At 68.4% G+C, this 12,736-nt stretch carries 14 protein-coding genes; 5 read left to right on the forward strand and 9 right to left on the reverse strand.

Features of this window, described 5'->3' with window-relative positions; genetic code table 11:
- The first annotated feature begins 22 nt into the window (after nt 1-22).
- The 4 genes from sigM (at nt 23) to trxA (ending at nt 3,172) form a co-directional block, all read left to right on the forward strand.
- Nucleotides 23-748: an RNA polymerase sigma factor SigM gene (sigM, locus tag ACFVYK_RS04645; RefSeq protein ID WP_389768421.1), complete on the forward strand. Its 726-nt coding sequence runs from the start codon at nt 23-25 to the stop codon at nt 746-748.
- On the forward strand, nt 745-1,653 hold the full coding sequence (locus ACFVYK_RS04650; protein WP_389768423.1) for an anti-sigma factor family protein: 909 nt from the start codon (nt 745-747) through the stop codon (nt 1,651-1,653). The genes sigM and ACFVYK_RS04650 overlap by 4 nt, the downstream gene beginning before the upstream one ends.
- Before the next feature lie 178 nt (nt 1,654-1,831).
- Nucleotides 1,832-2,800, forward strand: a complete 969-nt coding sequence (gene trxB, locus ACFVYK_RS04655; RefSeq protein WP_389768425.1) for a thioredoxin-disulfide reductase — start codon at nt 1,832-1,834, stop codon at nt 2,798-2,800.
- A gap of 39 nt (nt 2,801-2,839) precedes the next feature.
- Nucleotides 2,840-3,172 (forward strand): thioredoxin, encoded by a 333-nt coding sequence (trxA, locus tag ACFVYK_RS04660; protein WP_109004575.1) that lies wholly within the window; start codon nt 2,840-2,842, stop codon nt 3,170-3,172.
- Between the two features lie 89 nt (nt 3,173-3,261).
- On the opposite strand, the gene ACFVYK_RS04665 is transcribed toward trxA, so the two are convergent.
- The 9 genes from ACFVYK_RS04665 to rpmH all read right to left on the reverse strand — a co-directional run bounded on the left by ACFVYK_RS04665 (nt 3,262) and on the right by rpmH (nt 10,365).
- Complete coding sequence (locus tag ACFVYK_RS04665) at nt 3,262-3,879, reverse strand: GNAT family N-acetyltransferase (RefSeq protein WP_389768427.1); 618 nt, start codon at nt 3,877-3,879, stop codon at nt 3,262-3,264.
- 308 nt (nt 3,880-4,187) lie between these two features.
- On the reverse strand, nt 4,188-5,306 hold the full coding sequence (locus ACFVYK_RS04670; RefSeq protein ID WP_389768429.1) for a ParB/RepB/Spo0J family partition protein: 1,119 nt from the start codon (nt 5,304-5,306) through the stop codon (nt 4,188-4,190).
- Nucleotides 5,303-6,379 carry a ParA family protein gene (locus tag ACFVYK_RS04675; RefSeq protein WP_389768673.1) on the reverse strand — a complete coding sequence of 359 codons (1,077 nt, stop codon included), beginning with the start codon at nt 6,377-6,379 and terminating at the stop codon, nt 5,303-5,305. Before ACFVYK_RS04675 ends, ACFVYK_RS04670 begins: the two co-directional genes overlap by 4 nt.
- A gap of 452 nt (nt 6,380-6,831) precedes the next feature.
- Nucleotides 6,832-7,548 (reverse strand): 16S rRNA (guanine(527)-N(7))-methyltransferase RsmG, encoded by a 717-nt coding sequence (gene rsmG / locus ACFVYK_RS04680; protein WP_389768431.1) that lies wholly within the window; start codon nt 7,546-7,548, stop codon nt 6,832-6,834.
- Nucleotides 7,549-7,669: 121 nt separating this feature from the next.
- The gene (locus ACFVYK_RS04685; protein ID WP_389768432.1) at nt 7,670-8,182 is read right to left on the reverse strand and encodes a protein jag; all 513 of its coding nucleotides are present in this window, start codon (nt 8,180-8,182) and stop codon (nt 7,670-7,672) included.
- Between the two features lie 15 nt (nt 8,183-8,197).
- Nucleotides 8,198-9,481, reverse strand: coding sequence for a membrane protein insertase YidC (yidC, locus tag ACFVYK_RS04690; RefSeq protein WP_389768434.1), 1,284 nt, complete (start codon nt 9,479-9,481; stop codon nt 8,198-8,200).
- Nucleotides 9,482-9,484: 3 nt separating this feature from the next.
- Nucleotides 9,485-9,838: a membrane protein insertion efficiency factor YidD gene (gene yidD, locus ACFVYK_RS04695; RefSeq protein WP_389768436.1), complete on the reverse strand. Its 354-nt coding sequence runs from the start codon at nt 9,836-9,838 to the stop codon at nt 9,485-9,487.
- Nucleotides 9,835-10,206, reverse strand: coding sequence for a ribonuclease P protein component (rnpA, locus tag ACFVYK_RS04700; protein ID WP_078615780.1), 372 nt, complete (start codon nt 10,204-10,206; stop codon nt 9,835-9,837). Before rnpA ends, yidD begins: the two co-directional genes overlap by 4 nt.
- 21 nt (nt 10,207-10,227) lie before the next feature.
- The gene (gene rpmH / locus ACFVYK_RS04705) at nt 10,228-10,365 is read right to left on the reverse strand and encodes a 50S ribosomal protein L34 (protein ID WP_018846094.1); all 138 of its coding nucleotides are present in this window, start codon (nt 10,363-10,365) and stop codon (nt 10,228-10,230) included.
- A 377-nt stretch (nt 10,366-10,742) separates the two neighbouring features.
- On the opposite strand from rpmH, the gene dnaA reads away from it, so the two are divergent.
- The gene (dnaA, locus tag ACFVYK_RS04710; protein ID WP_389768438.1) at nt 10,743-12,671 is read left to right on the forward strand and encodes a chromosomal replication initiator protein DnaA; all 1,929 of its coding nucleotides are present in this window, start codon (nt 10,743-10,745) and stop codon (nt 12,669-12,671) included.
- Nucleotides 12,672-12,736 lie beyond the last annotated feature (65 nt).

A 12,736-nucleotide genomic window follows, 5' to 3' on the forward strand; every position in this document is an offset into this window, starting at 1 on the left:
TCACTGAAGGGGAGGGGGTCCGATGGCGGGAAGCTCCGGATACGACGGAGTGAGCGACCAGGACCTCCTCACCCGCCACGTCGAGGGCGACGCCGACGCCTTCGGTGAGCTCGTGCGGCGTCACCGCGACCGGCTGTGGGCGGTGGCCCTGCGCACGCTGGGAGACCGCGAGGAAGCCGCTGACGCCGTCCAGGACGCCCTGGTGTCCGCCTACCGGGCCGCCCACACCTTCCGCGGCCAGTCCGCGGTCACGACCTGGCTCCACCGCATCACCGTGAACGCCTGTCTCGACCGTGCACGCAAAGCAGCCTCCCGCAAGACCTCGCCGGTCGACGACACCGAGCGCCTGGAGCAGTTGCTCGACCCGCACGAGTCGGCTTCCGCGCCGGCCGAACGCAACGACGTCCACCGCCAGCTCCTCGAAGCGCTCGGCACGCTCCCGCCCGATCAGCGGGCCGCCCTGGTCCTCGTGGACATGCAGGGGTATGCGGTCGCCGAGGCCGCCCGCGTGCTCGACGTGCCGACGGGAACGGTGAAGAGCCGCTGTGCCCGCGGCAGGGCCAGACTCCTTCCCTTGCTCACCCACCTGCGGCCGGAAGGCTCCGGCGACGGAAGACGAAGCGGCTCAGGACGGAACCGGGCGCAGGGGACATCCGTCCCACCGGCAGCGGGCCTTCGGGACGAGGGACCGGACAACGCCGGGACAGGCGATTCAGCTGCTGTGAAGGGCGGAGGTGGGCGAGCGTGACATCGACGACGGACATGACCGGACACCCGGACGTCGCGGAGATCTCCGACCTCACCGAGGGCCTGCTGGCCCCGGCCCGGAGCGCCGAGGTGCGCCGACATCTGGACGCCTGCGACCTGTGTGCCGACGTCCACGCCTCCCTGGAGGAGATCCGTGGCCTGTTGGGCGATCTCCCCGGCCCACCGCGCATGCCGGACGACGTCGCCCGTCGCCTCGACGCCGCGCTGGCCGCCGAGGCCCTGCTGGACGCCACGGCTCCGGACACTGAGCACCCTCAGGAGACGGTCCCCGCAGTCGCCGGTGACACCGACGCTCCCCCTGTTTCACGTGAAACAACGACAGCGGCGGACCGCCCCTCGGGACATGCCCGCTCCACCACCGGCCCGGGACGCAAGGGTCGCCGGAACGACAGGCGGGGCAACCGCCGCAGGGTCGCCGTCCTCGGCGCGGTCTTCACCGCTGCGGCACTCGGACTCGGCTCCGTCCTGGTGTCGTCCCTCACGGGCGGCGGCGGAAACCCGGGCAGTGCGCCCCACCAGTCGACGGCGCCCGACACCTTCTCCGCGAGCAAGCTGCACACACAGGTCACCGATCTCCTGGCCAAGGCCGGCGGCTCGCGATCACCGTCCAGCATGGGCATCCAGGGCGAGCCCGACACCCAGACGCCCAAGATCCTGCGGCAACCCACCGTTCCGCCGTGTGTGCAGCAGGGCATCGGACGCTCCGAGGCGGTCCTCGCAACCGAGACAGGCACCTACAAGGGGACGGACGCCGTGCTCGTCGTGTTGCCCGACGCCTCGGACAGCACACGGGTCGACGCCTACATCATGGACACGGCCTGTGTGAATCATCCGTCGTCCGGTCCAGCCAAGATCCTGCTGACGACTACCTACACCCGCCCCTGACGAAACGACGCTTCGAGTCGATCTCGCGTCGTACCCCCTTGGCGTCCGTCAGGACGTCCTCCCTCCGTGTGCCCGGACACAGCGGGAATGCACGCCCCTTAGGATCCGTTGGGTGGGGTGAGAGTCCGAAGAAGCTCCCCCGGTCGACCGAAGCTGTCCAGAGACGAGGAAACAAGCCGTGAGCGATGTCCGTAACGTGATCATCATCGGCTCCGGGCCCGCCGGCTACACCGCGGCCCTCTACACCGCGCGCGCCTCCCTGAAGCCGCTGGTGTTCGAAGGCGCCGTCACGGCGGGCGGCGCACTCATGAACACCACCGAGGTGGAGAACTTCCCCGGCTTCCAGGACGGCATCATGGGCCCCGAGCTCATGGACAACATGCGCGCCCAGGCCGAGCGCTTCGGCGCCGAGCTGATCCCCGACGACATCGTCTCCGTCGACCTCACCGGTGAGATCAAGACCGTCACGGACACCGCCGGCACGGTCCACCGCGCCAAGGCCGTCATCGTGACCACCGGCTCGCAGCACCGCAAGCTCGGTCTGCCGAACGAGGACGCCCTCTCGGGCCGCGGTGTCTCCTGGTGCGCCACGTGTGACGGCTTCTTCTTCAAGGACCAGGACATCGCCGTCATCGGCGGCGGCGACACCGCGATGGAGGAGGCCACCTTCCTCTCCCGGTTCGCCAAGTCCGTGACGATCGTCCACCGCCGGGAGACCCTGCGCGCCTCCAAGGCGATGCAGGAGCGCGCCTTCGCCGACCCGAAGATCAAGTTCATCTGGAACAGCGAGGTCGCCGAGATCCAGGGAGACCCGAAGCTGGCCGGGCTGAAGCTGCGCAACCTCAAGACCGGTGAGCTTTCGGACCTGCCGGTGACCGGCCTGTTCATCGCGATCGGCCACGACCCGCGCACCGAGCTCTTCAAGGGGCAGCTCGACCTCGACGAGGAGGGCTACCTGAAGGTCGCCGCGCCCTCCACCCGGACGAACATCACCGGCGTCTTCGCCGCCGGCGACGTGGTGGACCACACCTACCGCCAGGCGATCACCGCGGCCGGCACCGGCTGCTCCTCCGCTCTCGACGCCGAGCGCTACCTCGCCGCCCTCGCGGACGAGGAGCAGGCCGAGCCCGAGAAGACCTCCGTCTGATCCCCTCCCGCCCCACGCACAAGAATGAAGGAGCCCCCTGTGGCCGGCACCCTGAAGAACGTGACCGACGCCGATTTCGAAGAGGTCGTCCTCAAGAGCGACAAGCCCGTCCTGGTGGACTTCTGGGCCGAGTGGTGCGGCCCGTGCCGTCAGATCGCGCCGTCACTTGAGGCCATCGCCGCCGAGCACGGCGAGAAGATCGAGATCGTCAAGCTCAACATCGACGAGAACCCGAACACGGCTGCCAAGTACGGCGTCATGTCGATCCCGACCCTGAACGTGTACCAGGGCGGCGAGGTCGCCAAGACCATCGTCGGCGCCAAGCCGAAGGCCGCGCTCGTCCGCGACCTGGAGACCTTCATCTCCGAGTGACGCGCTGAGCCGTCACGCCGACGGCCGATGTTTCACGTGAAACACGAAGGGCCGGTCCCGACGGACCGGCCCTTCGCTGTGTCGAGCCCCTACAGCGGACGCAGAGCGGGCTCCTTCTGGACTGCTCCCAGCAAACGGTCCAGCGCCATTTCGACGTCTTCCTTCCACGAGAGGGTGCTTCTCAGCTCCAGTCTCAACCGAGGATGGGCGGGATGGGGACGGACGGTCTTGAAGCCCACCGCCAGCAGGTGATCGGCCGGGAGCAGACAGGCCGGCTCCTTCCAGCGGGTGTCACCGAACGCCTCGACGGCCTTGAAGCCTCGCCTCAGCAGATCCTTGGCGACCGTCTGGACCATCACCCGGCCGAGCCCCTGCCCCTGGTACCCCGGCATGATGAACGCGGTCATGAGCTGCACGGCGTCCGGCGACACCGGGCTGGTGGGGAACGCCGTCGAGCGGGGGACATAGGCGGGAGGCGCATAGAGCACGTAGCCCACGGGGACGTCGTCCACGTAGACGACACGGCCGCAGGACCCCCAGTCCAGCAGGACTGCAGAGATCCAGGCCTCCTTCTCCAGCGAGGTCGTCCCCGCCTTCAGTGCGGCTTCGCCGCTGACGGGATCGAGTTCCCAGAAGACACACGAGCGACAGCGCTTGGGAAGGTCTTGAAGGTTGTCCAGCGTGAGCGGTACGAGCCGACGCCCCATGAAGGCTGTTCCTCGCTTCCTTCGCCCGCGGCATCGCGAGCAGCCGTCAGAGCGCTCCGTTCCCTGAGCAGACTGCCGACGAACCCGCCGACCGCGCCCAGCCCGAGTCCGGCGCTCACCAGTCCGGTCCGGCTCATCGTTCGCATGGCCCCCACCTCCCGCTCCGAGGTACTGCCAGGTGGATGCGTCAAAGCCTTACCGCATCGTATCCACGATGCGATTCCATCGACAGCGCCTGCAAGCAAAGAGCGAGCCGTGTCCGGTACCCACCGGACACGGCTCGCTCTGTACGACTCAGGCCGACGCGGTCACTGCTGAGCGTGACCTCGGTCTTCCGTTTCCTCGGTGTCACCCTCCCCGAGGCCCTTCGGCAGGACCGGCCCCTCGCCGGGAGCAAGGGTGCCGAGGATGCGCTCAAGGTCCTCCATCGAAGCGAACTCGACGGTGATCTTTCCCTTCTTCTGCCCGAGATCGACCTTCACCCGCGTTTCGAAACGGTCCGAGAGCCGGGTCGCGAGATCGGTCAGCGCCGGGGAGACCCGGCCGCCGGCACGCGGCCCCTTGGCCCGCTGCGCCGCCTGCGGACGCGACCCCATGAGGGTCACGATCTCTTCGACGGCCCGTACGGAGAGCCCCTCGGCCACGATGCGGTGGGCCAGACGATCCTGCTCCTCCGAGTCGTCGACGGAGAGCAGCGCCCGTGCATGGCCGGCGGACAGCACACCCGCCGCCACGCGACGCTGGACCGCCGACGAGAGCTTCAGCAGACGCAGGGTGTTGGAGACCTGTGGACGGGACCGCCCGATGCGGTCCGCCAGCTGGTCGTGCGTGCAGTTGAAGTCCTTCAGCAACTGGTCGTAGGCGGCTGCCTCTTCCAGCGGGTTGAGCTGAGCCCGGTGGAGGTTCTCCAGGAGGGCGTCCAGGAGGAGCTTCTCGTCGTCCGTGGCTCGCACGATCGCCGGGATCGCCTCCAGGCCGGCCTTGCGGCAGGCCCGCCAACGCCGCTCACCCATGATGAGTTCGTAGCGTGCGGTGCCGGTCTGACGCACGACGACCGGCTGGAGGAGACCGACCTCCTTGATGGAGGTGACCAGCTCGTGCAGGGCGTCGTCGTCGAAGACCTCACGCGGCTGGCGCGGGTTCGGCGTGATCTGATCGAGGGGGATCTCCGCGAAGTGAACGCCGATGGGCGCCGACGGCATCTCCAGGAGGTCACTCGTCGGCAGTTCCTCTGTTTCACGTGAAACATGCGGCAGCGTGGCGACCTTCGCCGCGGCCACCCCTCTGTCCGCCGTCAGGACCGGGACGGCAGCGGGCGACGTGGAGCCCCCGCCGCCCATCGCGGCTTGAGCCGGCGTCTTCTCCGTCGGGGCAGCAGGGATCAATGCGCCAAGACCGCGACCCAAACCCCTCCGTCGCTCACTCACTGGATCCCCTCCACCATGTTCGGGTTGTTCTGAGCGCCGATGTGGGCGTGCGTCGCGTCATATCCGACGTCGACACCCTTCAACGCGAGTTCTCGTGCAGCCTCAAGGTAGGAGAGGGCGCCGCTCGATCCTGGATCGTAGGTCAGCACCGTCTGCCCATAGCTCGGTGCCTCGGAGATACGGACCGAGCGGGGAATGCTCGTCCGCAGCACCTCGTCACCGAAGTGGGTGCGCACCTCTTCCGCGACCTGCGACGCGAGCCGCGTCCGGCCGTCATACATGGTGAGCAGGATGGTCGACACATGCAGGTCGGGGTTGAGGTGCCCCCGTACCAGGTCGACGTTGCGCAGCAACTGTCCCAGGCCTTCCAGCGCGTAGTACTCGCACTGGATCGGGATGAGAACTTCGGCGCCGGCCACCAGCGCGTTGACCGTCAACAGGCCGAGCGACGGCGGGCAGTCGATGAGGATGTAGTCCAGCGGCTGTTCGTACGCCTGGATCGCCCTCTGCAGGCGACTCTCTCGTGCCACCAGGGACACCAGCTCGATCTCCGCACCAGCGAGATCGATGGTGGCGGGAGCGCAGAAGAGGCCCTCCACGTCGGGCACGGGCTGGACGACTTCTGCGAGGGGACGGCTGTCGACCAGCACGTCATAGATGGACGGCACCTCAGCGTGGTGGTCGATCCCCAACGCGGTGGACGCATTGCCCTGAGGGTCGAGGTCGACCACCAGGACACGGCCGCCGTGCAGGGCCAGGGACGCGGCGAGATTGACCGTCGTCGTCGTCTTGCCCACTCCGCCCTTCTGGTTGGCGACCACGATCACACGGGTGTGCTCGGGCCGTGGCAGGCCCTCACCGGCGCGGCCCAGAGCCTCCACCGCGAGTTGGGCAGCACGACCGATCGGAGTGTCGTCCATCGGGGGCGGTGTTTCACGTGAAACATCCTCCCCAAACGACGACTCGGTACGGGGACCGGGGACCGGATCGGTCATCGGTCCCGCGATGTTGGCGTCGGACCGCAAGGATTCACTCTCCTCGACTTCAGGCTCGCAATGAACAGAGCCTCCCATGCCTTCGGGGTGGTGAACCAGTGAGGCCTGTCGTTCTGTGGAGAAATCCACCTCTGTGGACAACTCCCGTCCCTCATCGAGTGAACCGAGAGGCTTGCGGTCGCGCGGTTCGGCAGCGGCGCGGCCGCGGCTGATGATGCCGTGGAGCAAGGAGCGACGTTTCACGTGAAACACGATGCACGGCGGTCAGGTCCCCGCCTGTGCGACACCCCGGTATGCGCACGTTTGGCTTCTTGGGTGGGATATGCCCGGCAGCCGCTCCTCAGTCGAACGCTCCTCCACACGGGCACCCGGAGGACCCGTCGGCAACCGAACCACCACAGAGCGAACCGTCACAGGCCGCACCACCAGCAAACAGCCCGCAAGAGAGCGGACTGCGGGCCGGAGGAACGGCCGACGACGGTGCACGAAGCCCGGCGACGACGCGGCACCGACCCGGACACGCCGTCCGATCAGCGGCGTCGCCGCGTCCGGCCGGTCCGCGCCGCCTTGGCCCGCTTGGCCGCAAAGCGCACACCGCCCGGGCTCTCCCCGACCTCGACCCGCACGACCGTGGACAGAGGATCGACGAATCCCTCCCCGACGTGCAAGATCGAAGTGCCCACGGCGCCGAGCTTGCTCAGTGCCGTGGCAGCGCTCTTCAACTCTTCCTCGGCCGTGTCGCCCTTGAGGGCGAGCATCTCACCGTAGGGACGCAGCAGCGGAATGCCCCACGTGGCCAGGCGGTCCAACGGCGCCACGGCACGGGCGGTCACCACATGGACCGGTGGAATCTTGCCCATGACCTCTTCCGCGCGACCGCGCGCGACGGTCACATGGTCCAGGCCGAGGAGCTCGACGACCTCCGTGAGGAAGTTGGTGCGCCGCAGCAGCGGCTCCAACAATGTGATCTTGAGATCCTCCCGCACCAGCGCCAGGGGAATGCCAGGCAGACCGGCGCCCGAACCGACGTCGCACACGGTCACGCCCTCGGGCACGACCTCGGAGAGGACCGCGCAGTTCAGGATGTGCCTCTCCCACAGGCGGGGCACCTCCCGCGGGCCGATGAGCCCGCGCTGCACTCCTGCCTCGGCCAGGAGCTCGGCATAGCGGACCGCATCGCCGAAGCGATCGCCGAACACCTCGCGTGCCACTTCGGGCGCGGGGGGGAGCTCCGCTGCCTCCGTCACGGGGACCGTCCTTCCGTACCGCATCAACGCTGCTTCGAGCGCCGACCACCAGAACTACCAGGCTGACAAAGACCGGCCCCGTCTGCACAACAGACGGGGCCGGGAACGCGTATGTACCGAATCAGTTGGGCAGCACGACGACGAAGCGCTGCGGCTCCTCGCCCTCGGACTCGCTGCGCAGGCCGGCCGCCTTCACCGCGTCGTGGACGACCTTGCGCTCGAAGGGCGTCATCGGCCTCAGCCGCACCGGCTCACCGCTGTTCTTCGCATCGGCCGCGGCCTTGGCGCCCAGCTCGGAGAGCTCGGCGCGCTTCTCGGCACGGTAACCCGCGATGTCCAGCATCAGCCGACTGCGGTCACCGGTCTCCCGGTGCACGGCAAGGCGCGTGAGCTCCTGCAACGCCTCCAGCACCTCGCCGTCCCGGCCGACCAGCTTGTGCAGGCTGCGAGTGCCCTCATCGCTGATGATCGACACTGAGGCGCGGTCGGCCTCGACGTCCATGTCGATGTCGCCGTCCAGGTCGGCGATGTCCAGCAGACCCTCGAGGTAGTCCGCCGCGATCTCGCCCTCCTGCTCGAGGCGGGTCAGGGTGTCTGCACCCTCGGCGGCGGCGGAGGTGGTGCCTTCCGTCACGGGATGGGCTCCTTCTTACTTCTTGGACGGGGACTTGGGGCGCTGCGGGCCGCCCTTGCGCTGACCGGACTGGGCCTTGCTGCGGCCCGCGGAACCGGGCTTGGCGGCAGGCTGCGTCCTGGCGGCCTCGGCGGCTGCGGAGGGCTTGTCGTCCTCCGGGGCACCGGACTTGATCAGAGAGGTGGGCTCGCCGGCCGCCTTCGCGGGCGCGGACTGGCGCTGGGACTTCGACTGCCGCTTGGGCTGCTGGCGCTTGGCGGCGGCCGCGCTCGTCGGCGTGCCGTCCTCGGCCTGGGCGGCGGCCTGGGCCTCGCTCTTGATCACGGTGCCGTCGACCTGAGCCGCGTAACCCACCTTGGTCAGAGCGTTGATGAACTTGCGCTCCGCCTCGTTGCGGTCACGGCCCTTGGCCACGATGGCCTTGACGATGGCCTTCTCACTGCGCCGACGCGTCTTGCCGTGCTGCGTGACGTGCTTGTACAGGCGCTCCAGGTAGGCGGCCTGAGCCTTGGAACCCGGGGTCGGGTTGTTGCGGATCACGTACATCTGCTGGCCCATGGTCCACACGTTGGTGGTCAGCCAGTAGACGAGGACACCGACCGGGAAGTTGATGCCGAAGACGGCGAACATGACCGGGAAGACGTACATCAGCATCTTCTGCTGCTGCATGAACGGCGTCTTGACCGAAGTGTCGACGTTCTTCGTCATGAGCTGGCGCTGGGTGAAGAACTGCGACGCCGACATCAGGACGATCATGATCGCGGTGACCACGCGGACGTCCGTCAGCGAGGCGCCGAGCGACTCCACCTTCGCCGAGCCGTCGGTGAACTTCGCCGCCAGCGGAGCGCCGAAGATGTGCGCCTTACGCGCGCTCTCCAGCAGCTGCTCGTTGATGACGCCGATCTTGTCGCCCGTCGCGATGCCGTTGAGCACGTGGTACAGGGCGAAGAAGAACGGCGACTGCGCCAGGATGGGAAGGCACGAGGAGAGCGGGTTGGTGCCCGTCTCCTTGTACAGCTTCATCATCTCTTCGGACTGACGCTGTTTGTCGTTCTTGTAGCGCTCCTGGATCTTCTTCATCTCGGGCTGCAGCGTCTGCATGGCCCGGGTCGACTTGATCTGCTTCACGAAGAGCGGGATCAAGCAGATACGGATCAGGATCACCAGAGACACGATCGACAGGCCCCAGGCCCACCCGGTGTCAGGGCCGAAGATCGACCCGTACACCTTGTGGAACTGGACGATGACCCAGGAGACAGGTGTCGTGATGAAGCTGAAGAGGCTGGCAATCGTGTCCACTAATCATGCTCCTTGGGCATGGGACGGTGTCTCTGCGGCCGGGCTCGAAGGGAGGTCCTCTTCGGTGGCCGTTTCGGCGGCGGAGGTCCCGCCCTTGCGTGCACGCCAGGCGTCACGCAGCATTTCGTGCCACCGCGGGCGCTTGCGCGGCGGGACATGGTCCACGCCCCCCAGCGACCACGGATTGCACCGCAGGATGCGCCAGGCGGTGAGTGCCGTTCCCTTGACCGCGCCGTGCCGGTCGATGGCCGTGTAGCCGTAGTGGGAGCACGACGGGTAGTACTTGCACACCGGCCCGAGCAGCGGACTGATCGTCCACTGGTAGAGCTTGATGAGAGCCAGCAGCGGGTACTTCATCGCGCGCCCCCTCCCAGTAGCCGTTGAAGGGCGGCGTCCAGGTCTTGGGCCAGCTGTGCGTGGTCGGCGTCGCCCGCCCCGGGCAGCGCCCGTACGACTACCAGGCTACCGGGGGGGAACAGCGTGACTCGATCGCGCATCAGGTGACGCAGTCTGCGCTTCACCTTGTTGCGGACGACCGCGCCGCCCACCGCCTTGCTGACGACGAAACCCGCACGCGTCGGGGGAGCGCTCTCCCCAGGCGCGTGCGGGTCCGTGGCACCGCTTCGAAGATGGACGACGAGAGTCGGGCGTCCGGCCCGACGGCCCCGTCGTACCGCGGTCGCGAAGTCCTCGCGCCGCCTCAGCCGATGCTCGGTAGGCAGCACGACGTCATGACCTGATCAGGCTCAGGCGGACAGGTTGGCGCGACCCTTGCTGCGGCGGTTCGCGAGAATCGCGCGGCCGGCACGGGTGCGCATCCGCAGGCGGAAGCCGTGGGTCTTGGCGCGACGGCGGTTGTTCGGCTGGAAGGTGCGCTTGCTCACTCGGGGGCTCCAGAAATCAATCGGTGGTGGCGGGGTGCCGTCCTGGCTGTCACCGTGCGCCCACGAGGTAGCTCGCGGTCAACGCCCGAGTGCACCGCTTCCCGATCACCTGACGCGATCTGTGCCCATCGGAGGCAGGCGGCAGCAGCCATCGACAACTCGACCTGGTTACGGTACGCGCGGCTGCGCCATCCGGTCAAACCGGTGGCCGCTGGGAGACACTGTCCACAGGCTGGGGACAACAACTTGAACCGTACCCGCCGCCCTGACTACCGTGGCTGGACTCCGATTCGTTCCTTTGTCCCTGCCCCCGCCCGATATGAATCCCGACCGTCCCGCAACCACACGTTCGTGGGACCCACGAGAGAGCGTGCCCTGTGGCTGACGTGCCTGCCGATCTTGCCGCAGTGTGGCCACGAGTACTGGAACAGCTCCTCGGTGAGGGCCGTGGCCAGGGCGTCGAGGTGAAGGACGAACACTGGATCCGGCGCTGCCAGCCGCTCGCGCTGGTCGCCGACACCGCACTGCTCGCAGTGCCGAACGAATTCGCGAAGAACGTGCTGGAAGGCCGCCTGGCCCCGGTCGTCAGCGAGACGCTCAGCCGCGAGTGCGGCCGCCCGATCCGCATCGCGATCACCGTCGACGACTCGGCGGGCGAGCCCCCGGCCCCGCCCGCGCCCCCCGTCCAGCAGCAGCAGCGCTACGAGGAGCCCGAACTCCCCGCCGGCCCCTACGACGGGCAGGACGGCCGGTACGACACCCCGTACGAGAGCCAGTACGAGGGCTACGGCCGACACCGTGGCGACCAGCTGCCCCCGACCCCGGGCGACCAGCTCCCCGGCTCGCGCGGGGACCAGCTGCCGACCGCACGCCCGGCCTACCCCTCGGAGTACCAGCGTCCCGAGCCCGGCGCCTGGCCGCGCCCGCAACAGGACGAGTACAGCTGGCAGCAGCAGCGACTCGGCTTCCCCGAGCGCGACCCGTACGCGTCGCCGTCGTCGCAGGACCCGTACGGCTCCCCCTCGCAGGACTACCGCCCCCAGTCGGCCGAGCGGCCGCCGTACGACCCGTCGCCGTACGAACAGAAACGGCCCGAGTACGACAAGCCCCGCTCCGACTACGACCGCGACGGCGGCCGCCGGGACCGGCCCGAGTCGTCGGCCGGACCCGGTCACCCGCACCGCGGCGGTCCCGGCGGCCCGGGCCAGTCCGGCATGGGCGCGCCCGGCCCTTCGGCCGGCTCGTCCTCGCCGACGCCCGGACCCGGTGAGCCCACCGCGCGCCTGAACCCGAAGTACCTCTTCGACACCTTCGTCATCGGCGCCTCCAACCGCTTCGCGCACGCGGCCGCCGTCGCCGTCGCGGAAGCGCCCGCGAAGGCCTACAACCCCCTCTTCATCTACGGGGAGTCGGGCCTCGGCAAGACGCACCTGCTGCACGCCATCGGCCACTACGCGCGAAGCCTCTACCCGGGCACGCGGGTGCGCTACGTGAGCTCGGAGGAGTTCACCAACGAGTTCATCAACTCCATCCGCGACGGCAAGGGCGACAGCTTCCGCAAGCGGTACCGCGAGATGGACATCCTGCTCGTCGACGACATCCAGTTCCTCGCGGACAAGGAGTCGACGCAGGAGGAGTTCTTCCACACCTTCAACACCCTGCACAACGCCAACAAGCAGATCGTGCTCTCCAGCGACCGCCCCCCGAAGCAGCTGGTCACGCTGGAGGACCGGCTGCGGAACCGTTTCGAGTGGGGCCTGATCACCGACGTCCAGCCGCCCGAGCTGGAGACGCGTATCGCGATCCTGCGCAAGAAGGCGGTGCAGGAGCAGCTCAACGCCCCGCCGGAGGTGCTGGAGTTCATCGCCTCGCGGATCTCGCGCAACATCCGCGAGCTGGAGGGCGCGCTGATCCGGGTGACGGCGTTCGCGTCGCTCAACCGGCAGCCGGTGGACCTGGGCCTCACGGAGATCGTCCTGAAGGACCTCATCCCCGGCGGCGACGACTCCACGCCCGAAATCACCTCGACGGCCATCATGAGCGCGACGGCCGACTACTTCGGCCTCACGATCGAGGACCTGTGCGGCAGTTCGCGAGGCCGCCAGCTCGTCACGGCCCGGCAGATCGCCATGTACCTGTGCCGTGAGCTGACGGACCTGTCGCTGCCGAAGATCGGCGCGCTGTTCGGCGGCCGGGACCACACGACGGTCATGCACGCGGACCGCAAGATCCGCAATCTGATGGCCGAGCGGCGCTCCATCTACAACCAGGTGACGGAGCTGACCAACCGCATCAAGAACGGCTGACGGCGGGCCGCGGAGCGCGGCGCACCCGTCCCTGACGTCGCTGAGGGCGTCCCCGGAGGAGGAAG

The organism is Streptomyces sp. NPDC058291 (assembly GCF_042880855.1).
Classification (GTDB): domain Bacteria; phylum Actinomycetota; class Actinomycetes; order Streptomycetales; family Streptomycetaceae; genus Streptomyces.